Source organism: Pseudoalteromonas sp. T1lg88 (genome assembly GCF_002964765.1).
Classification (GTDB): domain Bacteria; phylum Pseudomonadota; class Gammaproteobacteria; order Enterobacterales; family Alteromonadaceae; genus Pseudoalteromonas.
Map to the genome: position 1 here is coordinate 127,717 of NZ_PQCF01000032.1, position 25,010 is coordinate 152,726.

Annotated in this window: 24 protein-coding genes and 1 pseudogene; 16 read left to right on the forward strand and 9 right to left on the reverse strand. The window is 49.3% G+C overall.

What is annotated here, in order from left to right; genetic code table 11:
- Window positions 1–24 precede the first annotated feature (24 nt).
- From pgeF to C2M34_RS12230, 5 genes and pseudogenes are all read left to right on the forward strand, one after another.
- Window positions 25–711, forward strand: a complete 687-nt coding sequence (pgeF, locus tag C2M34_RS12210; RefSeq protein WP_325042616.1) for a peptidoglycan editing factor PgeF — start codon at window positions 25–27, stop codon at window positions 709–711.
- Between the two features lie 87 nt (window positions 712–798).
- Window positions 799–3,374 (forward strand): annotated as a pseudogene (clpB, locus tag C2M34_RS12215) (ATP-dependent chaperone ClpB).
- A gap of 113 nt (window positions 3,375–3,487) precedes the next feature.
- Window positions 3,488–4,429, forward strand: coding sequence for an NADP-dependent oxidoreductase (locus C2M34_RS12220; protein WP_105258948.1), 942 nt, complete (start codon window positions 3,488–3,490; stop codon window positions 4,427–4,429).
- A gap of 60 nt (window positions 4,430–4,489) precedes the next feature.
- The gene (gene gshA / locus C2M34_RS12225; protein WP_105258949.1) at window positions 4,490–6,064 is read left to right on the forward strand and encodes a glutamate--cysteine ligase; all 1,575 of its coding nucleotides are present in this window, start codon (window positions 4,490–4,492) and stop codon (window positions 6,062–6,064) included.
- Window positions 6,065–6,184: 120 nt separating this feature from the next.
- The gene (locus C2M34_RS12230; RefSeq protein WP_105200991.1) at window positions 6,185–6,793 is read left to right on the forward strand and encodes a transglycosylase SLT domain-containing protein; all 609 of its coding nucleotides are present in this window, start codon (window positions 6,185–6,187) and stop codon (window positions 6,791–6,793) included.
- A gap of 46 nt (window positions 6,794–6,839) precedes the next feature.
- Here the strand turns inward: C2M34_RS12230 and C2M34_RS12235 are convergent, their stop codons facing one another.
- The 3 genes from C2M34_RS12235 to C2M34_RS12245 form a co-directional block, all read right to left on the reverse strand.
- On the reverse strand, window positions 6,840–7,676 hold the full coding sequence (locus C2M34_RS12235) for a mechanosensitive ion channel family protein (protein ID WP_105213052.1): 837 nt from the start codon (window positions 7,674–7,676) through the stop codon (window positions 6,840–6,842).
- A 66-nt stretch (window positions 7,677–7,742) separates the two neighbouring features.
- Window positions 7,743–9,017 (reverse strand): HlyC/CorC family transporter, encoded by a 1,275-nt coding sequence (locus C2M34_RS12240; protein WP_105258950.1) that lies wholly within the window; start codon window positions 9,015–9,017, stop codon window positions 7,743–7,745.
- Window positions 9,018–9,107: 90 nt separating this feature from the next.
- Window positions 9,108–9,914, reverse strand: a complete 807-nt coding sequence (locus tag C2M34_RS12245) for a cytochrome C assembly family protein (protein WP_105213050.1) — start codon at window positions 9,912–9,914, stop codon at window positions 9,108–9,110.
- A gap of 167 nt (window positions 9,915–10,081) precedes the next feature.
- Between C2M34_RS12245 and ffh the strand changes: the two genes are divergently transcribed.
- From ffh to C2M34_RS12300, 11 genes are all read left to right on the forward strand, one after another.
- Complete coding sequence (gene ffh / locus C2M34_RS12250; RefSeq protein ID WP_105200995.1) at window positions 10,082–11,464, forward strand: signal recognition particle protein; 1,383 nt, start codon at window positions 10,082–10,084, stop codon at window positions 11,462–11,464.
- A gap of 130 nt (window positions 11,465–11,594) precedes the next feature.
- Window positions 11,595–12,173 (forward strand): DUF3750 domain-containing protein, encoded by a 579-nt coding sequence (locus C2M34_RS12255; protein WP_199878796.1) that lies wholly within the window; start codon window positions 11,595–11,597, stop codon window positions 12,171–12,173.
- A 272-nt stretch (window positions 12,174–12,445) separates the two neighbouring features.
- Window positions 12,446–12,694 carry a 30S ribosomal protein S16 gene (rpsP, locus tag C2M34_RS12260; RefSeq protein WP_017216164.1) on the forward strand — a complete coding sequence of 83 codons (249 nt, stop codon included), beginning with the start codon at window positions 12,446–12,448 and terminating at the stop codon, window positions 12,692–12,694.
- Window positions 12,695–12,711: 17 nt separating this feature from the next.
- A complete protein-coding gene (rimM, locus tag C2M34_RS12265; protein ID WP_105200996.1) occupies window positions 12,712–13,248 on the forward strand; it encodes a ribosome maturation factor RimM in 537 nt (178 codons plus the stop codon).
- Window positions 13,248–14,000: a tRNA (guanosine(37)-N1)-methyltransferase TrmD gene (gene trmD, locus C2M34_RS12270; RefSeq protein ID WP_105200997.1), complete on the forward strand. Its 753-nt coding sequence runs from the start codon at window positions 13,248–13,250 to the stop codon at window positions 13,998–14,000. Before rimM ends, trmD begins: the two co-directional genes overlap by 1 nt.
- Before the next feature lie 44 nt (window positions 14,001–14,044).
- Complete coding sequence (rplS, locus tag C2M34_RS12275) at window positions 14,045–14,404, forward strand: 50S ribosomal protein L19 (protein ID WP_105200998.1); 360 nt, start codon at window positions 14,045–14,047, stop codon at window positions 14,402–14,404.
- 174 nt (window positions 14,405–14,578) lie between these two features.
- A complete protein-coding gene (gene tyrA, locus C2M34_RS12280) occupies window positions 14,579–15,718 on the forward strand; it encodes a bifunctional chorismate mutase/prephenate dehydrogenase (RefSeq protein WP_105200999.1) in 1,140 nt (379 codons plus the stop codon).
- Between the two features lie 259 nt (window positions 15,719–15,977).
- Window positions 15,978–16,718: a methyltransferase family protein gene (locus tag C2M34_RS12285; RefSeq protein WP_105201000.1), complete on the forward strand. Its 741-nt coding sequence runs from the start codon at window positions 15,978–15,980 to the stop codon at window positions 16,716–16,718.
- 132 nt (window positions 16,719–16,850) lie between these two features.
- Complete coding sequence (locus C2M34_RS12290; protein WP_105258951.1) at window positions 16,851–17,165, forward strand: hypothetical protein; 315 nt, start codon at window positions 16,851–16,853, stop codon at window positions 17,163–17,165.
- A gap of 214 nt (window positions 17,166–17,379) precedes the next feature.
- The gene (locus C2M34_RS12295; protein WP_158677968.1) at window positions 17,380–17,724 is read left to right on the forward strand and encodes a hypothetical protein; all 345 of its coding nucleotides are present in this window, start codon (window positions 17,380–17,382) and stop codon (window positions 17,722–17,724) included.
- Window positions 17,725–18,100: 376 nt separating this feature from the next.
- Window positions 18,101–18,565: a hypothetical protein gene (locus tag C2M34_RS12300; protein ID WP_105201003.1), complete on the forward strand. Its 465-nt coding sequence runs from the start codon at window positions 18,101–18,103 to the stop codon at window positions 18,563–18,565.
- 74 nt (window positions 18,566–18,639) lie between these two features.
- Here the strand turns inward: C2M34_RS12300 and C2M34_RS12305 are convergent, their stop codons facing one another.
- From C2M34_RS12305 to C2M34_RS12330, 6 genes are read right to left on the reverse strand one after another with little or no spacing between them, the layout of a single operon-like run.
- Window positions 18,640–19,497: a sugar phosphate isomerase/epimerase family protein gene (locus tag C2M34_RS12305; protein ID WP_105258953.1), complete on the reverse strand. Its 858-nt coding sequence runs from the start codon at window positions 19,495–19,497 to the stop codon at window positions 18,640–18,642.
- Window positions 19,498–19,551: 54 nt separating this feature from the next.
- Window positions 19,552–20,304, reverse strand: a complete 753-nt coding sequence (locus C2M34_RS12310; RefSeq protein ID WP_105258954.1) for a gluconate 2-dehydrogenase subunit 3 family protein — start codon at window positions 20,302–20,304, stop codon at window positions 19,552–19,554.
- Window positions 20,304–21,983 carry a GMC family oxidoreductase gene (locus C2M34_RS12315; protein ID WP_105258955.1) on the reverse strand — a complete coding sequence of 560 codons (1,680 nt, stop codon included), beginning with the start codon at window positions 21,981–21,983 and terminating at the stop codon, window positions 20,304–20,306. Before C2M34_RS12315 ends, C2M34_RS12310 begins: the two co-directional genes overlap by 1 nt.
- 2 nt (window positions 21,984–21,985) lie before the next feature.
- Complete coding sequence (locus C2M34_RS12320; protein ID WP_105258956.1) at window positions 21,986–22,681, reverse strand: 3-keto-disaccharide hydrolase; 696 nt, start codon at window positions 22,679–22,681, stop codon at window positions 21,986–21,988.
- A gap of 15 nt (window positions 22,682–22,696) precedes the next feature.
- Window positions 22,697–23,935 carry an MFS transporter gene (locus C2M34_RS12325; protein WP_105258957.1) on the reverse strand — a complete coding sequence of 413 codons (1,239 nt, stop codon included), beginning with the start codon at window positions 23,933–23,935 and terminating at the stop codon, window positions 22,697–22,699.
- A gap of 14 nt (window positions 23,936–23,949) precedes the next feature.
- A complete protein-coding gene (locus C2M34_RS12330) occupies window positions 23,950–25,005 on the reverse strand; it encodes a sugar phosphate isomerase/epimerase family protein (protein WP_105258958.1) in 1,056 nt (351 codons plus the stop codon).
- Window positions 25,006–25,010: the final 5 nt, after the last annotated feature.

Consider the following 25,010-nt stretch of genomic DNA (forward strand, 5'->3'; position numbering starts at 1 on the left):
GCGGCCGCTCTAGCAGCCGCACAGGTGGGAGCTTTGCAAACCACTCGCCAGGGCGGTGTCAGCCAAGGGGTATATCAAGGTTTTAATCTCGGCTACCATGTCGGTGATGATGACGCCTTGGTTGCCCAAAATCGCGCTTTGCTGAATGCTAGCCTGCCTGCACCGGCGCACTATGTGCAGCAGGTTCACGGCACACATATACACATTCTTAGTGATCAAAGCGATACCAGCCATATCGAAGCAGACGGCTTATTCACCCGCTGCGCACAAACGCCGCTTGCTATTATGACAGCAGATTGCCTGCCCGTTTTACTTGCCAGTGATGATGGTGAAGAAATTGCCGCCTTGCACTGCGGTTGGCGCTCTTTGCAAGGGGGAATTATTGAAAAGGCCATACCCTTATTTAATGCACCAGCCGCTAAGATATCCGCGTGGCTAGGACCGGCAATTGGCCCCTTGGCATTTGAGGTCGGCGCCGAGGTCAAAGCACAATTCCTTGCCCTTGATAGTGCCCATGAGCTTGCCTTTAAGCCACATGGCGATAAGTTTCTTGCCAATTTACCCCTGCTGGCAACACAAAAGCTGAAAGGCCTTGGTGTGACCGCTATTGCCGATGCGCAGCAATGCACTTATTCATTGGCCGAGCAATACTTCTCCTATCGTCGCGATGGTCAAACAGGGCGTATGGCAAGTGTGATCTGGCGCAAATAATCGTCCATTTTTTGCTCGTTCATCTTGAACATTGTCTAACTCGCACCCATTAATTAGCTAATCAAACTATTTAGTGGAAACAGATACATGCGTTTAGACAAATTTACGAGTAAATTCCAACAAGCGCTTTCCGATGCTCAATCTTTGGCACTGGGGCGCGACCACCAATTTATTGAACCCGTCCACCTTATGTATGCGCTGCTGCAGCAAAGCGGCTCAAGCGTGCGTGCCTTACTTGCCCAAGCCGGCGTTAGTGCCGATGAACTCAATACCAAGCTCTCTCAAGCGATTGAAAAACTTGTTAAGGTCGAAGGTGTGGGTGGCGATGTGCAGTTGTCGAACAACATGGTGACCTTGCTTAATCTGTGCGACAAATACGCGCAAAAGCGCAAAGACAAATACATCTCCAGCGAAATTTTTGTTCTTGCCGCCTGCGACGATAAAGGCCCCCTAGGCGATATTTTCAAGGCGCTGAACATTAACAGCAGCAAGGTAGAAACCGCCATAGAAGCGCTGCGCGGCGGACAGAAAGTGGATGATCCTAATGCCGAGGAAACCCGTCAGGCCTTGGAAAAATTCACCATAGATCTGACCGAGCGCGCCGAGCAAGGCAAGCTCGACCCTGTGATTGGCCGTGATGAAGAAATTCGCCGCACCGTGCAGGTATTGCAACGTCGTACCAAGAATAACCCTGTGCTTATTGGTGAGCCGGGCGTGGGTAAAACCGCGATTGTTGAGGGCTTGGCCCAGCGTATTATTAATGGCGAGGTGCCCGAGGGCCTTAAAAACAAGCGAGTCTTGTCGCTGGACATGGGCGCCCTGGTAGCCGGTGCCAAATACCGTGGTGAGTTTGAAGAGCGCTTAAAGTCGGTGCTTAATGAGCTGGCCAAGGAAGAAGGGCAGGTGATCCTCTTTATCGATGAGATACACACCATGGTCGGTGCCGGTAAAGCCGATGGCGCCATGGATGCGGGAAATATGCTTAAGCCGGCCTTGGCCCGTGGTGAGCTGCACTGTGTTGGGGCTACGACCTTGGATGAGTACCGCCAATATATTGAAAAGGATGCCGCCCTTGAGCGTCGCTTCCAAAAAGTGTTGGTGGATGAGCCCAGCGTTGAAGACACCATTGCCATTTTACGTGGCCTAAAAGAGCGTTACGAGCTGCACCATTCGGTGGAGATCACCGACCCGGCTATTGTTGCGGCGGCGCATTTGTCGCATCGTTACATTAGCGACCGCCAGTTACCGGATAAGGCCATTGATCTTATCGATGAGGCAGGCTCGTCCATTCGTTTACAAATCGACTCTAAGCCTGAGCCGCTTGACCGTCTTGAACGCCGTATTATTCAGCTGAAGCTGGAAGATAATGCACTGGCGAAGGAAAAAGACGAGGCCTCACAAAAGCGCCGCGAAGAAATGCAGGGGCTTATTAAGGAACTCGAAGGCGAATATGCCGAGCTTGACGAAGTTTGGAGTGCAGAAAAGGCCTCATTGCAGGGCACCCAAGTGATCAAGGCGGAGCTAGAGCAGGCTCGTTTGGATTTGGATGTAGCGCGCCGTGCCAGCGATCTGCAACGCATGTCTGAGCTCCAATATGGCCGTATTCCTGAGCTTGAGCGCAAGCTGGAGCTGGCATCGCAAGCCGAAATGCAGGATATGAGCCTGTTGCGTAATAAGGTGGGCGAGGATGAAATCGCCGAGATTCTGTCACGCTGGACCGGTATCCCGGTAGCGAAAATGCTCCAGGGCGAGCGCGAGAAGCTCTTGCAAATGGAGCAGGAGCTGCATCAAAGGGTGATAGGTCAGGATGAGGCGGTGACTGCGGTGGCCAATGCCATTCGTCGTTCTCGTGCCGGGCTGGCCGATCCTAATCGTCCCATCGGTTCCTTCTTATTCCTGGGGCCAACGGGTGTGGGTAAAACCGAGTTGACCAAGGCCTTGGCTCAGCTTATGTTTGACACCGAAGATGCCATGGTACGTATCGATATGTCCGAGTTTATGGAAAAACACTCCGTCGCTCGTTTGGTGGGTGCGCCTCCTGGTTATGTCGGCTACGAGGAAGGGGGTTACCTTACGGAAGCCGTACGTCGTCGTCCGTACTCGGTGATCTTGCTTGATGAGGTGGAAAAAGCACACCCGGATGTGTTCAATATTTTGCTTCAAGTGCTCGATGATGGCCGTTTAACCGATGGTCAGGGGCGTACCGTGGACTTTAAAAACACTGTGATCATTATGACTTCGAACCTGGGTTCGGACGTGATCCAAGAGGAAGCGAGTAAAAACGACTACGCCACCATGAAAGAGAAGGTGATGATGGTGCTGGCGCAGCAGTTCCGCCCCGAGTTCATCAACCGTATTGATGAAACCGTGGTCTTCCATCCATTGGCGAGCGAACATATTAAACAGATTGCCGATATTCAGTTGGCGAAACTGTATGAACGTCTTGCTGAGAAGGGCTTTAGCCTAGAGGTTACCGATGAAGCTCTGGCTAAACTGGCGCAAAGCGGTTTTGATCCTGTGTATGGCGCTCGCCCGTTGAAGCGTGCCATTCAGCATGCCATTGAAAACCCGCTGGCGCAGAAGCTACTCTCTGGTGAGTTAACAACGGGAATACCATTTGCATCGATGCCGATGAGAATGGCTTTACCTTTATCGGTAAATAAATTTAATCTTCTAAGACATAACAAGGCGGCCTCTTTTTGGCCGCCTTTTTTATTGTCTCAGCGCGACGGTAATGTCAATATAGAGCCAATAATTCGAACAAACAGAGTTGCTTATGACACGCGACTATCAAGCCATGGCTATTCAGGCCTTTGGTGAGCCCGGTGTACTTAAACCCATTTCGGTGGCCTATCCCACAGTTGCAGCCGATGAGGTCTTGGTTAAGGTACTCAGTGCAGCCATTAATCCTATCGATGTAAAAACCCGTGCCGGTATCGGTTTTGCCGCAGAGCAAAACAAACATAATTTGCCCCTGGCTCTGGGTTATGACCTCTACGGTGAGGTGGTCGAGTGTGGCGAGCAGGTTTCAGGCCTGCAAGGCGGTGATCTGGTTATGGGCATGGTTGGATTTGCCGCTCACCCAGGCACCTATGCACAATATGCCAAAGCCCGCGACAACGAGTTGATCAAAGTCGATAAAGAGAATGCCGATCCCGTGTTGGCCGGTCTCTGTCTTGCTGGATTGACCGCATTTCAAGCTATCAATAAGCTTGAGTGTCCGAAAAGCCAGCCCTTGTATATTAATGGCGCCAATGGCAGCGTCGGCTCGCTGGCGCTGCAAATAGCCGCCAATATGGGTTATCGAGTTATAGCTGTCACCCGCAGTGCATTACCCCAAGAGTTAGCGGAGCGCTTTGAGCAAATCGGTTATGATGACTTTGTTAAATCACCGGCCAAGCGTTATTTGCTTGATGTGGTGGGCATGGAAGTGGGCATGCACTGCTTACAGGGCTTGTCTGCACAAAGTGTGATGGTGACTGTGCCGACCTTATCGCAGGCGCAAATTATCGCTGCGGCTCGGGATCAAAGGGTACAGGGTAAGGGTGTGCTGGTGGTAAAAAATGCCTCGCAATTACAGCGACTTTATTCTTGGTATTGCCAGGGTAAGCTAAAGTTAGCACACAGGTGTATGCCTTTAAGTGCTGCAGGGGTGGCGCATCAGCAAATTGAGCAAAATAGCAGCAAAGAGAAAGTAATTTTATTGCCCTGGTCTTGAGTAATGAGCGATGCCCCCCATAACAACACAATTGAGCTGATGCTCCAGAGGTAGAACTTTTTGACTTGTACACAATTACAGCAGCGACTTAGCGCTTTATCGGCGCCATCGGAATTGGCGGCGATAGTAGGCATACAACGTGGTATCGAGCGCGAGGCATTGCGCACGAATAAGCAGGGCGGTTTGTCGACGCGTCCGCATCCCGTTGCCATAGGCTGCGCACTGACCAATTCAATGATCACCACCGACTTCTCCGAAGCCTTATTAGAATTTATTACCCCGGTGAGTGATGACCCAAAAGAAACACTGGCGCAGCTAAGGGACTTGCAAAAGTTCACCCTTGAACAACTCGACGGTGAGTTGCTGTGGCCCGTGAGTATGCCTTGTTATATTCAGAATCAGGATGAAATTCCCCTAGCGCAATTTGGCAGCTCCAACATAGGGCGAATGAAAACCCTGTATCGCGAAGGCCTAAAAAATCGTTATGGCAGTATGATGCAGGCCATTGCTGGTGTGCACTTCAATATCTCATTTCCACTGAGCTTCTGGCGCAGCCTGCAAAGCCAAAGCGGCGATAGCGGTGAGTTGCAGTCTTTTATTTCCGACGGTTACCTTGGTCTTATTCGTAACTTTAAGCGCGAATTATGGCTGATCAGTTATTTGTTCGGCGCTTCGCCAGCCCTGTGTAGCTCTTTCTTGGAAGGGCGCAAAACCGACTTGCCCTTTAAATCGCTCGGTAAGGGCTCTTTATATCTTGAGCATGGTACGGCGCTGCGTTTAGGCGATCTCGGTTATACCAATAGTGCCCAGTCCAGTTTAAAGGTCATGTATAACTCCCTTGAGGAATACGTCGATGGCCTGAAAAAGGCGATCAGCCTGCCTTCAAATTTATATCAGGACTTGGAAGATTATCACGGAGCCGTGCCGCAGCAGCTCAACAAGAATATTTTACAAATAGAAAACGAGTTTTACTCGCCTATTCGCCCTAAACGTAATGCCCGCTCCGGTGAAAAACCAACAGAAGCGCTGTTACGTGGTGGCATTGAATATATCGAGATCCGTGCCTTGGATGTGAATCCCTTTGCCGATACCGGTATCGACTTACAGCAAATTTATTTCCTCGATGTATTTCTAACCTACTGCCTGCTTAAGGCCTCGCCACAGATGAGCTGGGAAGAGCAAACGCAAACACAGGAAAACCTCGATCAGGTAGTCAATCAGGGCCGCAACCCTGAGCTTGTACTAGTTCGCAATGCTCAAGAGGTCTCGTTAACCCAGTGGGCCGGCGATATTTTTGCTGAGCTTGCTAAGGTGGCCGATTATATGGATACGGCCCATGGTGTGAGTCATTACCGTGAAACGGTCAATGAGCTTGCAACCTGGGTAGATGCTCCTGAAAAAACCACCTCAGGTCGTTATATGGCACAGTTATTGGCCGCTAATACGGACAATGGCGTATTTGCCCTGGAGCTTGCGAAGGAATACCTTGAGCAACATCAGAAGTGGCAGTATCACAGCTTCGATAAGGCCTATTTGCAGCAACAGGCCGAGCAGTCGGTGGTGGCGCAAAAAGACATCGAAGCGGCGGATACCTTGAGCTTTGAAGCCTTTTTGGATGACTATTTTAAGGAATAGTTTCAGGAATAAAAAAGCGCGGCTAAGGTAGCCGCGCAAAATATTCTACAGGGATGAAACAATGCTAAACTGCTGCATTCATATACTCAGACTGGGCCCTAAGGAGTTAGTTCAAAAAAAATGAAAAAAATTTCGATTTTATTGCTGCTGACTCTGTATTTGTCCGGTTGTGCCACCGCACCGCCAAAGCAACCTGATGATATCTGTAAGATTTTTGAAGAAAAGGAAGATTGGTATTTTGATGCCAAGGATGCCCAGGAAAAGTGGGGATCGCCGAAACATGTGCTGATGGCCATGATGTATCAGGAAAGCTCCTTTAAACACGATGCCGCACCACCGATGGAATACTTCCTTGGTTTTATTCCCATAGGCCGTGCCAGTGATGCCTATGGTTATTCTCAGGCGAAAACTCTGACCTGGGAAGACTATACCCGTGAAACCGATAATGGCGGTGCCGACAGAGATGACTTTGACGATGCCATCGACTTTATGGCCTGGTTTGTGTGGAAAACCCATCAGGTTAATGGCATATCTAAGTGGGATGCCTATGCCCAATACCTTAATTATCATGAAGGCTGGGGCGGCTTTAAGCGCGGCACTCACAATAACAAAAAGTGGTTACTAAGTGTGGCCAACAAGGTGAAGCAGCGGGCCGGACGTTACGGCGCTCAGTTAAAGCGCTGCGAGGCCGATTTAGACAAGAGTTGGCTGGAGCGTTTGTTCTCTTGAGTTTAAAAAACGGCGCTAAGGCGCCGTTTTTTATGTGCTGACCAAGTTACTGGGTTTGTTTTGGAAAGGTGTGGATATACACATCGCGTTGCGGGAAGGGGATGGTGATATCGGCGGCATCAAAGGCAATTTTCACCCGTTCGTATAGGCCAAAATATACCGGCCAATAATTTTCTGATTTGACCCAGGCCCATACCAGCATACCAATATGGCTATCACCGTGCTGGCTCACATGCACCAGGGGCTCAGGATCTGTCAGCACCATGTCATAGTCTTTAAGCACCGACATCAATACCTCACGAGCCTTGTGCACGTCGTCGCCATAGCTGATGCCAAACTCGATATCGACACGGCGGTTTTCTTCAACAAACAGGTTTTTCACCGTGCCGTTAGAGAGCGCACCATTAGGGATAATGATCCTTTGGTTATCATAGGTCAGCAGTACGGTCACAAAGATTTGTATCTCTACCACCTTACCCATATGACCTTGTGCTTCAATTACATCACCTACCTTAAAAGGCTTAAAGAAGAGGATAAGCACACCACCGGCAAAGTTGGCCAGGCTGCCTTGTAGCGCCATTCCCACGGCCAGGCCTGCGGCACCAAGCATGGCGATAAAGGAAGTGGTTTCTACCCCTATCATAGAAGCCACAGAGATAAGCAGCAGTACCTTAAGCACCACGCCGATAAAGGAGACTAAAAAGTGTGTTAGGCCAGCCTCCACTTTAACCTTGTGCATGGAGCGTTCACACATAGTGGCAACACGGCCGATAAGCCACCAACCAACGATAAGAACAACAATGGCGAGAACGAATTTAGGGCCATATTGCATCAGCATTTCTATGGCTGTGTTGTAGATATTTTCCAAGGAGATGTCTGTCATCTGTGCTTTCCTTTGTTAACGACAAAGTTTTATTAAAGCACAGATGACAGTGGTGTATTGATTTTTCTAGTTTTTCTTACGCTTTTTCGGTGGGATAACGCGCACTAGCTTAATCATGTTTTCTTTTACTTCCAGTACCTCGATAGGGTAGCCGGCGATTTTTAAGCCCAGGTTGGCATCGGGAATATCTTCAAGATACTCAACGATTAAGCCGCTTAGGGTTTTAGGACCGTCGATAGGCAGTTTCCAGCCCATTTCCTTGTTGAGGTCGCGAATATTGGCGCTGCCTTCGACCAGGACTGAGCCATCGGCCTGAATATTGACTTCCTCGCTCGGAGCGCGAGTTTGGGTAGTGGTAAAGTCACCGACCACTTCCTCGAGAATGTCCTCAAGCGTTACCAGGCCTTGAATATCACCGTATTCGTCAACGACAAGACCGATACGCTCTTTGACCTGCTGGAACTTGTGCAACTGGGTGTTGAGCGAGGTTCCTTCCGGAATAAAGTAAATCTCACGTACTGCACGTAGCAGGGAGTTTTTGTTAAACTGCTCCTTGGTCAGCAGACGCAGGGCATCACGGGCGTGGATAAAGCCTACCGCATCGTCGATTTGGTCACGATACAGAAGCACGCGGGTGTGCTGAGCATGAGTCAGCTGTTTGCTGATCACCTTCCAATCGTCATTGATATCAATGGCGTTAATTTCGTGACGTGGGATCATGATGTCTTCAACCGTGACCTGCTCGAGGTCTAAAATTGAGGTCAGCATGCTTTTGTGTTTGGCCGGTAACAGGGCACCGGACTCACTTACCACGGTTTTTAATTCTTCTTTACTCAGGCTGTGCTCTTCAATTTCCTGAGTCGATACACCGAACAGGCGTAGCATGCCATTGGTCATGGCATTGACCACGACAACCAAAGGATAAAGTACTTTTAACAGGAATTTGAGGATCACCGAGCTGGGGAAGGCCACTTTTTCTGGGTACAGAGCCGCCAGAGTTTTTGGCGTAACCTCGGCAAAAATAAGCACGACCAGGGTCAGTGCAAAGGTGGCGATGGCAATACCCATGTCGCCATACAAACGCAAACCGATAATGGTGGCCACCTGGGCAGCGGCGATATTAACTAGGTTGTTACCGATAAGAATTAAACCGATCAGTCTGTCCGGGCGGTTCAGTAGCTTGCTGACACGCTTGGCGGCAGGGTGATTTTCTTTTTCTAGGTGCCTAAGACGTATCCGGTTTATAGACATGATGCCGGTTTCAGAGCCGGAAAAGTAGCCCGAAATCAATATGAGTATGCCCAAGATTATAAACAGGGTACTCGTCGATATGTCGTCCAAAGAAGGATCCTTTTGTAGTTAGTCAGGGTATATTAAGCGGTACTCAAAGCCCAGAGTCAAGCCCGCTTATGCGGGTCTATTCGTGGTTGGTTAAAAACGATGCAAAATCACTTCTTGAACAAAGCGACTACCGAAGTAGGCAAGCGTTAAGAAAGCGGCACCGACCATAATGGTGATAACCGAGGACTTGCCACGCCAGCCTTTAAGGTGACGTCCTAAAACCACGGTGGCAAATATTGCCCAAGCGAGCAGAGATAAGATGGTTTTATGGGCATATTCTTTGCTGATCATGGTATCGACAAAGATAAAGCCCGACAACAGCGCCATAGTCAACAGCGCCGTGCCCACGGTAACCAATTGGTACAGCTGGCGCTCAACCACCATAAGTGGCGGCAAGTGGCTGTAAACAATGGCCAGGTCTTTGCGCTTGAGGCGCTTATCGATAAAATAAAATTGTACCGCGTACAGGGTCGCGATAATTAAAATACAGTAGGCCAGTAATGACAGCGTGATATGGGTAACCAGACCTGCTTCAAGGTGAATGTCTTGCACTATCAGATGGTGCGGCATAAACAGGCTGGCAAACAGCAAAATAGCGGCAAAGCCATAGACCACAGGCAACAACAGGGTAGCCGGGAACTTTAACGACACCGCAGTGACCGAGAGCACAATAACCCAGCAGGTTAATAAAGAGACATTAATAAAGCTGACATCTTGGCCCTGATTGGTAAAGACCGAATTCACCAACAGCACCATGTGCGTCAGTATTGCCAGGGTACTCAAAATGACCGTGGCTTTTTGTGAAGGTCCTTGGGCGTGAAATAAGCGTGATAAAACGTGCACCGTTGCCGCAGCGTAAAAAACACAACTCAATAATGTCAAAACCGTGATCAGCATAATGACCTTTATAAGGAATTAAATGAATGCTTTAAAAGGACATTGTATGTAATGCACACACGCTTGCCTAGATCTAATTATGTGAATCCATTGCACTTGCCTCTGGGATTTGCCCCTCGCTTTCAGTTATAATCGCCGCCAAGTTAGTAGCAACGGACTCGTTAGCGATGTTTGAAAACCTTCAGGAACGATTAGGAAAGACCCTAAAAAATATTAGTGGCCGCGGCCGTCTTACCGAAGACAATATTAAAGAAACGCTGCGCGAAGTACGTATGGCGCTACTTGAGGCCGATGTTGCCCTGCCTGTAGTACGTGAATTTGTGAAGCAGGTTAAAGAGCGTGCGGTTGGCACGGAAGTAACAAAAAGCCTAAGCCCGGGTCAGGTTTTCATTAAAATCGTCCGCGAAGAACTTGAAAAAGCCATGGGTGAGGCCAACGAAGAGCTTAACCTGAATGCCCAGCCTCCGGCTGTAGTCATGATGGCAGGTCTTCAAGGTGCCGGTAAAACAACCAGTGTGGGTAAACTGGCTAAGTTCTTAAAAGAACGCAAGAAAAAATCCGTGCTTGTGGTCAGTGCCGACGTATATCGTCCGGCGGCGATTAAACAGCTGGAAACCCTGGCCAACGAAGTCGATGTTGAATTCTTCCCCAGTGACATCAGCCAAAAGCCGGTTGATATTGCCACTGGCGCCATTAGCCACGCGAAGAAAAAGTTTATCGATGTGGTGCTGGTGGATACCGCCGGTCGTTTGCATGTCGACAGCGACATGATGGATGAAATCAAAGAGCTACACGCAGCCATCAATCCTATTGAAACGCTATTCGTTGTTGACTCAATGACGGGTCAGGATGCCGCCAATACAGCTAAAGCCTTCGATGAAGCGCTGCCGCTTTCCGGTGTGATCCTGACTAAAACAGACGGTGATGCCCGTGGTGGTGCGGCGCTGTCAATTCGTCATATCACCGGCAAGCCGATTAAATTTATCGGTGTGGGTGAGCGTACCGACGCCTTAGAGCCTTTCCATCCAGACCGGGTAGCTTCACGTATTCTTGGCATGGGCGACGTACTGTCGCTTATCGAAGAAGTGGAGATGAAGATTGATAAGGATAAAGCCGCCAAGGTTGCCGACAAGGTATTTAAAGGTGATGGCTTTACCTTAGAAGATTTTGCCGAGCAGCTGCGTCAAATGAAAAACATGGGCGGTATGATGTCCATGCTTGATAAGTTACCGGGCATGAGCAACTTGCCGGATACGGTAAAAGGCCAAATGAGCGACAAAACCTTTGTGCAAATGGAAGCCATTATCAATTCTATGACGCCTAAAGAGCGTGCTCGTCCGGAAATCATCAAGGGCTCGCGTAAAAAGCGTATTGCTGCGGGTTCGGGCACTCAGGTGCAGGAAATCAATAAACTGTTGAAGCAATTTACGCAAATGCAGAAGATGATGAAGAAGATGAAAGGCAAAGGCGGCATGATGAAAATGATGCGCGGTATGAAGGGCATGCTACCTCCGGGTATGATGGGTGGCCCTGGCGGTCCTAAGTTTTAAGCCTTTAATCGCTCTAACAAACGAGATAGAAAAAGCGTGACACGAGTCGCGCTTTTTTTATGTGTTTGCAAAGCCCAAGAGCACATGAAATAGTGAAAGCCTAAGCTCCTTGCCAAAAACGGTAGAGATCATGTTGCGAGTTTTGCTCTTAGTTTTATTATTCACTGGCGTGAGCGGCTGTGCCAGCTCAGATTGGCGCACCGCCAGTCGTGAACCCGCTGGTATTGCTATGCCCGTTTCGCAGCCACAAGCGGTTATAGAGTTTTATGCCGCCGATGCCTTTGGCTGGCGCGGCTGGTTTGCGGTGCATACCTGGTTCGCCATTAAAGAGCAGGGTGCCGATGAATATACGGTGTACGAAGTGGTGGGTTGGGGCGTAGACCAGGGACGCCCGGCACTGCGCACCTATCAAACCAGCACTCCGGACAGATACTGGTATGGTGCCAGGCCAGAGAAGTTTTTATCCATCAGTGGCAATCAGGCACAACAACTTATTCCTAAGATCAAAGCTGCGGCCACGCGCTATCCTTGGGCTCATGAATACACCTTGTTCCCCGGGCCAAACAGCAACACCTTTCCCGCCTGGATAGGCTTGCAGGTGCCCGAGCTGCAATTGGAAATGCCCTTTTCTGCCATCGGCAGCGGTTATGCCTCGGTTGATACCTCGGGTGATACCTTAGGTGATGCCTCGCTTGATGCCAACAAGTAGACCCACGTTGTTATGCGGGTATAAAGGGAGGTAATAAAACGAAGCGTTTTAGCGTCAATTTGTATAGACTGAGACGATTAACCAGCAGGTGTTTGAATAACGGTCAAATCCTCTTGCTACAGCGGCTTAGGATCAGCATTTAACCGACATAAACAAAGCATTAAATGCACTTCTTACTTGCATTGTGGCAAAAAATTCGTACAATTCCCCAGCTTCCCTCTATGGGGAAGTAAACTTATTAATGAAAACAGTCAATCTATTTAGAGGACGGTATGGTAACTATTCGTTTGCAACGTGGTGGCGCTAAGAAGCGTCCTTTCTATCAAATTGTGGTTGCGGATAGCCGTTTCTCGCGTGACGGTCGTTTCATCGAGAAAGTAGGTTTCTTTAACCCTATTGCTGCAGGTCAGGAAGAAAAAGTACGTTTAGATTTATCTCGTGTTGATCACTGGGTAGGTCAAGGTGCATCTCTTTCAGATCGCGTAGCAAAACTAGTTAAAGACGCTCGTAAAGCGGCTTAATAGGCGTAAGTGTAACCATGAGTCAACAGGAGCAAGCCTCTACAATCGTCGTTGGCAAACTCGGAGCCCCGTATGGGATTAAGGGTTGGCTTAAGGTACATTCATTTACTGATGATCCCGAAGGGATCTTCGATTTCAGCCCATGGTTGATAGGGCAACAAGGTAAATGGCAATCCTTTGAAGTGAGTGACTGGCGTCGCCACAACAAAGGCTTTATCGCCAAGTTCGCGCAAGTAAACGACAGAGACCAAGCAATGGCTTTTACCAATGTGGAAATTTCTGTGTATGCGGCGCAACTGCCAGAACTACCGGCAGGTGAGTTCTATTGGCGAGATCTCATCGGCATGATGGTGGTAACCGATAAAGGTTACAACCTAGGTCAGGTTGATGACTTGATGGAGACAGGCTCAAACGACGTACTGGTTGTGAAAGCAAACAGTAAAGATGCGTTTGGCAAGGGTGAGCGTTTAATCCCGTTCTTAACCGATTCGGTTATTCAGAACGTGGATCATGAAGCTCGCCAAATTACTGTGGACTGGGATCCGGCCTTTTAATGGCGCAAGCACCTTTATGGGTGGGGGTGATAAGCCTCTTCCCCGAGATGTTTTCGGCTATTACTGAGCAGGGTGTCACAGGCCGCGCAGTGAAACGTGGTTTAATCGACTTTCACTGCTGGAACCCACGCGATTACGCGACGGATAAGCATCGTACAGTGGATGACCGACCTTATGGTGGTGGTCCGGGCATGTTGATGATGGTTGAACCATTAAAGCAGGCCATAATCGATGCCAAAGCCGCAGCGGGTGAGGGTGCTAAGGTAATTTATATGTCGCCACAAGGGCGGAAACTAGATCAGCAAGGCGCGCAAGAGCTTGCTCTTAGCGACAAACTGATTTTAGTAGCTGGTCGTTACGAAGGTATAGATGAAAGGATCATCGAATCCTATATCGATGAAGAATGGTCGATTGGGGATTTTATCCTCAGCGGTGGTGAACTACCGGCCATGACATTAATTGACGCGGTCGCGCGATTAGTGCCAGGGGTGTTAGGCCACAACCAGTCGGCTGAGCAAGACTCATTTTCGGATGGCTTGCTTGATTGTCCTCACTATACCCGGCCAGAGATATTGGATGGCAAAGCGGTTCCATCAGTTTTACTGAGCGGTAACCACCAAGAAATTGCGAAATGGCGGCTTAAGCAGTCACTCGGAAGAACTTGGCAACGACGTCCAGACTTGTTGCAAAACCTAGCTCTGACTGAGGAGCAAGCAAGTTTACTTGCTGAATATCAGCAGGAAAACTCATAGCTTGTGGCTAGAAGACAGTTACACCTAGGAAAGTGAGAAATAAAATGGCAAAAGTAAACCAAAATATTATTAAAGAGCTTGAAGCTGAACAGCTTAAGCAAGATGTACCTGCGTTCGGTGCTGGTGATACAGTTATTGTTCAGGTACGTGTAAAAGAAGGTGAAAAAGAGCGTCTACAGGCCTTTGAAGGTGTTGTAATCGCTAAGCGTAACCGTGGCCTACACTCAGCATTCACAGTTCGTAAAATCTCGAGCGGTGAAGGCGTTGAGCGTGTATTCCAAACGCACAGCCCTCTTATCAGCAGCATCGCAGTTAAGCGCCGTGGTGCGGTTCGTCGCGCTAAGCTATACTACTTGCGTGAGCGTTCTGGTAAATCTGCACGTATTAAAGAAAAACTTAATTAATACGCGCGTTTTACTAAAACGTGATAAAACGGGTCAGCTAGCAATAGCTGGCCCGTTTTGGTTTCCCCCTCATCTTGTTTCCTTTAGTCGGCTAGCTAACCCTTCAATTCCTCTTTGATTGTGTTAGTATCGGTGTAATTATTAATTTACCGCATGTAATTATAAGTTTACATAATGTCAGCCGAGCAGCAGTTAGCCCAGTTACGCAGCGAAATAGACGCCTGCGACAGTGAATTAGTCCGCCTTTTAGCAAAACGTAATCAGATCACCGAGCAGGTCGGTAAGGTCAAGCAGCGTTATGGTGCGCCTTTGCATGCCCCGGATCGTGAAGCCGCTCTCCTTGCCGCGCGCCGTGAGCAAGCAACAGAACAAGGCGTGAATCCCGACCTGGTCGAAGATATTCTCCGCCGCATGATGCGCGAGGCCTATCAAAATCAACAAAGTGAACTCGCCTGCGTTTGCCCTGAGCTTAGCCCTGCAGTGATAGTCGGTGGTCGCGGTGCCATGGGTCAGTTGTTTGCCAAGCAACTAATCCGCAGTGGCGTTGAGGTGCGTATTCTCGATAAGGATGAACAGCAGCAAGGCAAGGCCGAAGAGATTATTCGCGGCGCGAAGTGCGTGATTATCAGTGTGCCCATCAATGCCGTTGACAAGGTGGTTGAATCACTCCCTGCGCTCGATGAGGACGCGCTACTGGTAGATATCACCTCGGTTAAGGAAAAGCCGTTAGCGGCGCTGACACAAAAGCACAGCGGTCCTGTGCTGGGCTTACATCCCATGTTTGGCCCCGACATCAGCCATTGGGTTAAGCAAACCGTAGTGGTGTGCCCGGGTCGTGAGAGTAAGGCTGGGGATGCCTTGCAAGCCCAGCTTAAGGTTTGGGGTTGCCAGCTGGTGACAATGAGCGCACGTAAACACGATGAGGCCATGCAAATAATTCAAGTGATGCGCCACTTAACCACCTTTGTATACGGTCAGTTTCTGGCGCGCCAGGAGCACAGCTTGCAGGAAATTCGCGACTGCTCATCGCCCATCTATCAGTTAGAGCTGATGATGGTAGGGCGGTTATTTGCACAAAGCCCGGAGCTTTACAGCGATATTATGCTGGCCCAGTTTGACCGCGTCGAGCCGCTGCTTGAGGCGTACCAAAACACCTACGAGCAAACCCTGAACATGCTTCGCGATAAGGATAAGGATGCCTTAATCGCCGCCTTTAACGATGCCAAACATTTCTTTAGCGATGCCAGCGACCAGTTTTTGCGTCAAAGTCGGGCTCTGCTTAATAAAGCCAATGATGCCAAGGTGTTGGATTAATCATATCGGCGCTTCCCACATACTAGGTCGGTGCTAAGCGCCGACCGGTTGCTTCTAAGTCGATGTGACTTTGCCCTGAAAATTAACCTCCAGCCACCTATGTTTTTAGCCACCATAAGTACAGATTAAGTCTATAGTTAAATTAGATTTTAATCGGCCCTCGCAAACAAGGAGGTGAGCATAGGTGCTAGTTTGTACCTCGAACGGTAAATTATAAGCTCAATTATGCTTGATTCCGGCCGGGGTCGGGGAGAATAGTATGAACAGGCTCTTAGTGTCACTCTTTGGGATTTTTGCCTATCTCGTTGGGCTGGCAGGACTCACAGCATTTATGCTGTATTTAGGGGGATGGAGCTTTTTACCTTTGCATATCAATTCTCAGCCGGCCGGCAGCGCTGGCACCCAGGCTATCCTCATTAATTTATTCATTATCTTGTTATTTGGTCTGCACCATAGCCTGGCGGCACGCAGCAGTTTTAAGAAAAAGCTGACTCAGATTGTGCCCGCGGCGGTGGAGCGCAGTATCTATGTGCTCATTTCCGGCCTCTTTATGTTCGCTTTTTGTTTCTACTGGCAACCCATCGCCGGAACGGTTTGGCACACAGATAACCAAGTGGCGGTGATTATATTGCGTGCGCTACATGTCTTTGGCTGGCTTATCTTGGTGCTAGCCACCTTTGAGATAGACCACTTTCATTTGATGGGGTTAAAACAAAGCTTATCCATGAATCCAGATGAAGGTCATGAATTTAAAGAAATTTTTCTTTATAAAATGGTGCGCCATCCCATTCAAACCGGGGTCTTGATGGGGGTCTGGTTTACGCCCTTTATGAGCATGACCCAGTTGATGCTTTCAGTTTGCATGACTGTCTATATCTTTATTGGATTGTATTTTGAGGAAAAATCCCTGGTGTCTCGTTTTGGCAATGTCTATGTGGATTACAAAAATCGGGTGCCTGCGGTGATCCCATTTTGGCCCATGGGTAAGAAGCAGGATTGAAAAGCAAACTTACTCAATTATTTTACTGGTTTTGGTTTGTTTAATCGCTAATAGGCTGCTAGCTTTTTGATATCAAAGCATAAACCTCATCAATTTGGGACGAATAGCAACCTAGTTGCAAAGGAGTGTGATATGTCAGCATCTATTTTAAAGTCGGCTAATGCCACGGCTCAGTGCGGTGTGGCACGCGCCGACGGCGAACTGGTTTTAACCGAAACTCAACTGCAATTTAGCCCCTTCAATGAAACATTCGGCCTTGGGCCCTATGCCTTTTCTCGTAGCAGTATTGCCACTGTGCAAAGCACATCAGCAAAGGGTGGGGGTGTAATTCCACTATCGAGCGAGGCGATTAAAATCACCTTAATCAACGGACAAGCCTACGAGTTTATTCTGGCCAACCCGCAGCAGTGGCTGGATAGCTTGCGAGGGCAGCCTCAGCCCAGCTAACTGGAGCATGAAAAAATAGGTATGATCATGGAGGATTTATGATTGTGTTACGGTTTTTAATATATGGATGTATCACCTTTGCTATCTTGGGCATATTGATACAAATGCCCGTACAAGGGACCCTTCTGTTGGGGCTGGTAGGTGGCCTGGCGACCTCTCTTTCATGTCTGGGTTTGGTATTGATGGGGCGCCTCTTCAAGGAGTTGAGGTCATAATGGCTGGTTGGATAATGCTGTTCTTCTTATTGGCCTCCCCCTGCATCCCTTACTTGTACGCTAAACGCATGCAAGCAACCAACGCCTTTTTATTCTTTGCCCTTGTAATAGGGCTGGCGACCATAGTGCAATTTCTATTTTTCCTTTTTGCCTTGCCGTTTATGCTTATTGGCACTTTCTTGGCTCCCCAACTTAGCACGTTTGGATTTACAGAATATGTGCAGTGGCTGATTGATTTTGGCTACTGGCTTGCGGATTATATTTATATTTTGCTTATTCCCTTACATCTGGAATTAAGCCGGTTGGTTTATAGGAAGTATGCATTTTTTAGAGATACGGCGTAACCTTAGGCTTTCAACCTTGTATATTTGTCGCGGCTATATCGTCCTAATGCTTGTCTTAATGCCGGTAATGCTTAGGTTTTAGCCTAATTACTTGAGCGAGCTTTTTAGGGGATGGCGACTGCAACTCCGTGCCGTCATTTTCATTCGCAAAAGAGCGCTTAAATGACATATAAATCACCTTGTTGTGGACGCGATAAAAGGCTCGTTTTTGGCTCATAATTCATGCTCCAATCTGTCTATAGAGTATAGCTCTTATGCGGGTGATTGCTTTTAACGGCAAAGGTCTGCTTAGCACTTACTCGGAGCATATTTGGATTAGGTACAAAACTGTTCTACACTGGCTACTCAAAACTTCAATGGACGAAGAGGTAACTAAATGAAAAATATATTAATATTGGCAGCAATCGGCGCGGCAATTTATTATTTCTACAATAATAGTGAGATTTTTACCCCAGAGCGGGAAATGGTGTATGCCCAGGCTCGTATCACTTACAACTTACCAGGGCGTGAGATTGAGATGATCGGAGTGGGGCACAGATATAAGGAAGGTGCCTGTGATGCCAATCTGGTTCAGGACTTTGTGGATCAGTGCGTAGAGGAGAACTTTTGCTCCCATGTCACCTTTGAGTGCAAAGAAAGCCTGGATAAGCGCTATGCCTCCATGTTGCAGCAACAGCCGGCGCGTACTCACTATATTCATTTAAACGGTAATCGCGACGCCCGTAAAGGCGCCTTGATCTTTTGGGGTCTAACCGATCAGGAAGCGAAAAAGGTATGCACCAGCATCACCGCAAATATCAATCGCAAAAATGATTGGGATATGACCGCACAGTGTATTTAGCGAGTAGCAAACAAATAATGAAACGCCAACCCTAGGGGTGGCGTTTTTTGTGTGGGGAAAAAGGCCGGGTTAGATTAGTTCTGAAGACGCGCGAGCACCTTATCCAGTCCTTGCTTTGATGCCGCCACACTTTGCAGTGGGGTCATTTGCTCGGGATATTGTTCCTGCTCTAATACCAGCCACTGGGTTTTACCCTCAGCAATCAAAGTCTGAATGATTTCATCCCACTGAAAACCATTGTTTCCTAAAATGGGGCTAAGGCCATTGTTTTTGGCGACCACCTTAATGTGCGCAGAGCGGGTACGCTGCGGGTAGGCCTTAATTAAGGCCTGAACGTCCTGTTGAGCGTAATGTACCCAACCTATATCCAGTTGCAGTGGCAAGGAGTTCGAGGTGTGGGTAGCAATATAGTCCCAAAACGTCGCCTCTTTATAGGGTTCAAACTCACGTTCATGGTTATGAAAACCGATCTCCATATCGAAGTGCCGGGCTTGTGCATGAGCGGCGCTTAGTTGCTCGGTAAACTGGGCTATTCGGTTGGCATCCCAGGCACGCTCATCCCAGGGAACATACAGGGTGTTAACTCCGAGTGTTTTATAAAACAGCAGGGTCTGGGCTAGCTTTTGTTCAGTGAGGACATCAAAGCCGATATGGGCGCTGCTGGTTTGAAGACCAAGCTTGGCCAGTGTTTTCTTAAGGTCGCTGGGGTTGTCACCATAGGGGCCAAAGTCTCCGGCGAATTCAACACCGGCAAAGCCCATGTTCGCAAGTGCCTCAAGGGTACCGTGAAAATCGGCTTTAAGGGCCTCTTTTACAGACCAAAGCTGCACGCTGACGGGAGGGGTCTTAATCTGCGGCTGTTTTGCCGCCGTCGGCAGAGACAAAGCTAAAACACAAAGCCAAACAATCGGGTTAAAAGAAATATATTTCATTTTGAGTCCATAAAATTAGAGCCCATAAATGGGCTCTGCGGTGCGCTAGATGTATTAATCCTGGTAGGCGTAGGTACTGAGTCCGAGCTCATCTAGCACCTTATCGAGGTGGGCTTTGGCTTGTGCACTGGGCCCTGGGTAGTCGCCGCCAATGGGCACATTGCCTAAGTAGCCAATGTCTTTACAGCCTTGCGGAGAGCAGAAAAACGCTCCCAACACTAAATCTTTAAAGCGCAAAAAGGCTTTACCAATGCGCTTAAACTGCTCAGGGGTTTTATCTGAGTAATAGGCGATATCGTCCATAATCGCCTGCTGCTGAGCGCGATTCAGGGCGGCAAACCTGGCCTTAAAGCGCAGCTGAGCCTCATCGTCTATCCAGGCCAGCGCATTCAAAATAGTAATGCGGTCGCGTTGTTGTCCCTCATAAGGCGCACTGACCCACTCATCAATGACAGCTGGCACTTCTAATTCCGATGCAGAAGGAATTGAGCCCTCGCGTGGCACAATCCAATCCGCTAACACAGCGACTAAAGTGAGCTGAGCTGCACTTAAAGTCAGTGGCCAAGGCGACTGCGGCGGGATCACTAAGTTTGGATCAGTACCATAGCCCGGTGCGGTAATGGGTTTCAGATCTAAATCTGGCCAATGCCCTTTGCTGCTTGCTGCAGTGACATCAAGCGCTTTGGAGCAAGCTGACGTGAGAGTGACCGCTGAACCAGCTGCTAATAAGCCTAGCCATTTGAGTGACTCGCGACGAGTCATCCCTGATTTGTATTGATAGGCGTTGTCTCTGTCTTGATGATGCATTATAACGCTCCTTTGCCAATTTGTTCGCTGAGCCAAGTTGAGTTGCGCATAGCTAACGTCATGATCGTAAGCGTGCAGTTCTTATGTGGGTTAGACGCAAATACACCGGCATCCATAACAAATAGATTGTCACAATCCCATGTTTGGCCCCATTGGTTAGTAACCGACTCTTTTGGTGAGCTACCCATGCGCGTGGTGCCAACTTCGTGAATGATTTCTCCACCTTTTGAAATCGCCTGTTCGGCAGAGGGCAGTTCACCGATGGTTGCGCCCATGGTCTCTAGGATTTGTTTAGCAGTTTTGAGGCCGTGCTCAATTTGCTTAAGTTCTCTGTCTGACCATTTGAAGTGGAATTTAGACACAGGGATACCCCATTTGTCTTTCACTTCTGGGTCAATCTCCATATAGGTATCTTTGTTGGGCAGCATCTCACCGCGCAAAGCGAAACCAACGTAAGAGCCGTATGCATCACGAATTTGCTGCTTAAGCTCAGGGCCATAGCCTTGTTTATCACCAGATACGCCGGAACCAGGTTGACGGAAGCCGCTGCTGATCTCGAAGTGGTAACCACGTGGAAAATCAAGTTCTCCTTGTGCCTGAGCCTTATGCCCCCACCAAGGAATAAACAGGTGGTTTGCGGTATGGCCGTCTTCGTTGTAACGCGGGCGACCTTTCAAGGCAGGGATCTGTGCTCCCAACCAGGCACCTGTGCTGTCCATCAGGTTTTTGCCTATTTGGCCGCTGGAATTGGCAACACCATTGGGGTGCGCCGCGGACTTGGAATTCAACATAATGCGCGCAGACTCACAGGCGCTGGCCGCCAGGATCACCACATCGGCGCTGATGGCATGCTCGGTAATGGTTTTCTTATCCACATAGGTGACACCCGTGACCTTGCCGTTATCGTCCACGGACACGGACTTAACCATGGCATCGGTGAGCACTTCCAAGTTACCCGTCTTTTTTGCCAAGGGAATAAGGGAGGTGGTGGTTTGGAATGCCGCACCTATGGAGCAGCCACTGCCACAGGGAGTGGCATAAAAACAGGCCATACGGTCGTCAAGAGGGCGGGTAAGCACAGCGCGGTGCATGGGTGCTGCAGGAATGCCAAGCTTTTTCGCCGCCGCAGCCACAAGTAACTCTGGAACACGGGGTTTGGGTGGCGGCTGTAAAATGCCTTCAGAAGACGGCGGCATATCATCTAGGCCCGTGTTGGTGCCACACACCCCGACTATGGCCTCGGTTTTATCGTACCAAGGAGCAAGATCTTGGTATTCAAATGGCCAATCAGCACCATGACCGTCGCGGCTTTTCGCTTTAAAGTCATGTTCGGAAAAACGCAGCGAGTAGCGACCCCAGTGATTGGTGCGACCGCCTAGCATGCGCGCGCGCCACCAGTAGAAGTCGGTGCCTTCGGCTTCGGTGTAAGGTTCATCGGGTACTTGCCAGCCACCATCTACCGTGGCGTCATAAAAACCAAAGTTTTTGTCTTTGTTGCCGGCGCCCATTAAGGGCGCTTCGCTATTGCGCTTAAACATGGGGCTTTCGGTTTTTGGGTTATAGTCGCGTCCCGCTTCGAGCATTAGCACCTTGTGACCCAGCTTAGCCAGGGTATAGGCCGCCATGGCGCCACCGGCGCCCGAGCCGACAACCAGCACTTTATGATCAAATTTTGCCATTACTACAGCTCCTTAATCTTGATATTTTTAAACCACACGCGGTCGCCGTGGTCCTGCAAGCCAATGTGCCCACCTTGGCCCTGGGCAAAGCCCTGCCAGGTAGCAAACTTGCTGTTGGCGACCAAGGCATTCCAGGTGGTGCTGCCTATCACTATGCTGGTGGTGCTGACGCCGTTTTGCCATACCTCGAGGTGGTTATCACGCAGACGAATGCGCACATCATTCCACTGGCCAGCTACTTTATGCGCACTGCTTGGGGCTGCGAATAAATCATAAATTGAGCCTGCCAGGTGCGAGTCAACCTTGTTATCCGGGTGCTCTTTATTATCGAGAATTTGGATTTCCGGGGCATGGGAGTAGATGGCACTGCCTTTTTCATCCACAAGCACGAAAATGCCACTGTTGCCTTTTGGGGCGATTTTCCACTGTAATTGCAGGTCAAAGTCGTCATAGCTTTTCTTGGTGAGGATATCGCCGCCGCCCCCGGCGGTTAAGGTCATGGCGCCATCTTCTATCTGCCACTGTTTATTCAGGCCATCACTTTTGAAGTTACGCCACTGCGACATGTCTTTGCCGTCAAATAACAATTGCCAACCGGCTTGTTGCTCTTGCTCCGTCAATTGGTTGTCCTGCGCCCACGCACAGGCCGTGGAGCTTAGAGCGAACATTAACGGTAGGGCTTTAATCGAATTTTTCATAGTAGGAAACCCTTGTTAGTCTTTACTTGTTGCTACTTGGGCGTGTGTTGGTGCGCCCTTATTGTTCTTGATATAAAAATAAAAGCCTAAAAAGGCGAAGATAAGGATGGCTGGGAACAGTAGAATGTTTCCTAGCACTGCTTGACCCGCAAGTAATTCAGCTTGTTGCGCGTCAATATTTGCGGCCTGTGCCTGCGTACGTGCATTGTCAATCCAGCTACCAATGACTGGATTCCACAAACTCACTGCGAACATGCCGGCACCGCCGATAAGCGACATGCCCAATGCACCGGTTTTTGGCGTGTATTCAGCCACGCAACCGAGCATAGTTGGCCAAAAGTAGGTTACACCGATAGCAAATAGCACAGCAGCCACGTAAACCATGCTGCCGGTGGCTTGGCTCATCACGAAAATACCTGCAGTCGCACAGACCGCTGAGCCCAAGAGCACACCCGTTGGGTTAAATTTATGCACTATGGGCCCGGCAAAAAAACGACCAATAGCCATCAAACCTGTTATCAAGGCAAGAATCATCATAGGGGATGCACCAGAAGCACCTAAAATTCGCTCAATCCATTGTTGTGTACCCAGCTCAGTGGTGGCCGTTAGCGTCATACACACCACTAAGAAGAGGTATACAGGTGAGAATAAGTTCTTCAAATTACTCAATGTTGAGTGTGTTCGGGTGTCGAACTGCGGGAATTGTGCTTTGAACATCATCAAACCATAAATGATGGTTGGTATGATGATAAGACCCACCTGCCATTGCCAGTTAAAGCCACTTGAGGTCATGGCATTTGAGGCCAGGGCACCAATGACAATGCCGCCCGGGAACCAGACATGAAAACGGTTAAGCATGGTGGTTTTGTTATTGGGATACATTTCGGCGATAAGCGGGTTACAGCCGGCCTCAACCGAACCGTTGGCGAAGCCAATTAAGAATGTAGAAAGCAGCAGCGCCCAAAAGCCATCGGCGTAAATGGTCATTACCAAACCAGCGAAGTGGCAGACAAAGGCCAACGCCACCAATTTTTTCGCACCGATGGCGTTATAGATAGCGCCACCGACCATAGTCGCAATAGGGAAGCCTAAGAAAGCCATGGCGTTTACCCAGCCAAGTTCGGTATCGCTGAGCGAAAACTGCTCGCCTAACTGACCGAGAATGCCGGCGCGAATAGCGAAGGTCATTGAGGTTACAACCAATGCAATACAGCACAGGCGAAACACAAGGCGGTTATTATGATTATTATCCATTGTGGGTGTCCTCATTAGTTAATGCCCAAAATGCGTTTGTTGCGTTCGCTGTCGGTACTGGCCCCGGCGAAATCATCAAATGCTTTGTCGGTGGGCGTGATCAGGTGCTTGGCGATAAACTCAGCTCCCTCGCGAGCGCCCGACTCGGGGTGCTTGATGCAGCATTCCCACTCCAGCACAGCCCAGCCGTCGAACCCGTACTGGGTCAATTTGCTGAAAATGGCACCAAAGTTTATCTGGCCATCGCCTAGGGAGCGGAAACGTCCCGGACGCGCTTGCCAGTCCAGATAACCGCCGTACACACCGGCGCGGCCGCTGGCATTGAACTCGGCGTCTTTGACGTGAAAGGCTTTAATGCGTTGGTGATAGATATCAATAAATTGCAGATAGTCCAACTGTTGTAAGACGAAGTGACTGGGATCGTAGAGGATATGCGCCCGTGGATGATTATTGGTCGCCGCCAAGAAGCGCTCAAAGGTGGCGCCATCGTGTAAATCCTCACCGGGATGCAGTTCATAGCAGACATCTACTCCAGCCTTATCGAAGGCATCCAAAATCGGCAGCCAACGTTTTGCTAATTCCTCAAACCCCTGCTCAACCAGTCCCTGCGGGCGCTGCGGCCAAGGGTACATGGTGTGCCACAGCAGCGCGCCGGAGAAGGTGGCGTGGCTTTTTAAGCCCAGACGCTGACTCGCCTTGGCGGCCATCAGCAATTGCTCCGTAGCCCATTTTTGCCGCGCCTGAGGTTGGCCCTTAACTTCATCTGGAGCAAAGTTATCAAACATCTCATCATATGCGGGATGCACGGCAACCAACTGGCCCTGCAGGTGGGTGGACAACTCTGTGATACACAGCCCGGCATCCTTGACTATGGCTTGAATTGAGTCGCAATATTCCTGTGACTGCGCGGCTTGCTCAAGGTCAAATAAGCGCTTGTCGCCACTGGGTATTTGCACGCCCTTATAGCCCAAGCTTGCGGCCCAGCGACAAATGTTAGGCAGGTTGTTAAACGGTGCTTCATCGCCGACAAACTGGGCAAGAAAAATGGCTGGTCCTTTAATTTGTTTCATACGTT

Coding starts and splice junctions, on each gene's coding strand:
- C2M34_RS12220 (WP_105258948.1), top strand. CDS start 3,488: ATGACACGCGACTATCAAGCCATGGCTATTCAGGCCTTTGGTGAGCCC.
- C2M34_RS12230 (WP_105200991.1), top strand. CDS start 6,185: ATGAAAAAAATTTCGATTTTATTGCTGCTGACTCTGTATTTGTCCGGT.
- C2M34_RS12235 (WP_105213052.1), bottom strand. CDS start 7,676: ATGACAGACATCTCCTTGGAAAATATCTACAACACAGCCATAGAAATG.
- C2M34_RS12245 (WP_105213050.1), bottom strand. CDS start 9,914: ATGCTGATCACGGTTTTGACATTATTGAGTTGTGTTTTTTACGCTGCG.
- ffh (WP_105200995.1), top strand. CDS start 10,082: ATGTTTGAAAACCTTCAGGAACGATTAGGAAAGACCCTAAAAAATATT.
- C2M34_RS12255 (WP_199878796.1), top strand. CDS start 11,595: ATGTTGCGAGTTTTGCTCTTAGTTTTATTATTCACTGGCGTGAGCGGC.
- rpsP (WP_017216164.1), top strand. CDS start 12,446: ATGGTAACTATTCGTTTGCAACGTGGTGGCGCTAAGAAGCGTCCTTTC.
- rimM (WP_105200996.1), top strand. CDS start 12,712: ATGAGTCAACAGGAGCAAGCCTCTACAATCGTCGTTGGCAAACTCGGA.
- trmD (WP_105200997.1), top strand. CDS start 13,248: ATGGCGCAAGCACCTTTATGGGTGGGGGTGATAAGCCTCTTCCCCGAG.
- rplS (WP_105200998.1), top strand. CDS start 14,045: ATGGCAAAAGTAAACCAAAATATTATTAAAGAGCTTGAAGCTGAACAG.
- tyrA (WP_105200999.1), top strand. CDS start 14,579: ATGTCAGCCGAGCAGCAGTTAGCCCAGTTACGCAGCGAAATAGACGCC.
- C2M34_RS12285 (WP_105201000.1), top strand. CDS start 15,978: ATGAACAGGCTCTTAGTGTCACTCTTTGGGATTTTTGCCTATCTCGTT.
- C2M34_RS12290 (WP_105258951.1), top strand. CDS start 16,851: ATGTCAGCATCTATTTTAAAGTCGGCTAATGCCACGGCTCAGTGCGGT.
- C2M34_RS12295 (WP_158677968.1), top strand. CDS start 17,380: ATGGCTGGTTGGATAATGCTGTTCTTCTTATTGGCCTCCCCCTGCATC.
- C2M34_RS12300 (WP_105201003.1), top strand. CDS start 18,101: ATGAAAAATATATTAATATTGGCAGCAATCGGCGCGGCAATTTATTAT.
- C2M34_RS12305 (WP_105258953.1), bottom strand. CDS start 19,497: ATGAAATATATTTCTTTTAACCCGATTGTTTGGCTTTGTGTTTTAGCT.
- C2M34_RS12310 (WP_105258954.1), bottom strand. CDS start 20,304: ATGCATCATCAAGACAGAGACAACGCCTATCAATACAAATCAGGGATG.
- C2M34_RS12315 (WP_105258955.1), bottom strand. CDS start 21,983: ATGGCAAAATTTGATCATAAAGTGCTGGTTGTCGGCTCGGGCGCCGGT.
- C2M34_RS12320 (WP_105258956.1), bottom strand. CDS start 22,681: ATGAAAAATTCGATTAAAGCCCTACCGTTAATGTTCGCTCTAAGCTCC.
- C2M34_RS12325 (WP_105258957.1), bottom strand. CDS start 23,935: ATGGATAATAATCATAATAACCGCCTTGTGTTTCGCCTGTGCTGTATT.
- C2M34_RS12330 (WP_105258958.1), bottom strand. CDS start 25,005: ATGAAACAAATTAAAGGACCAGCCATTTTTCTTGCCCAGTTTGTCGGC.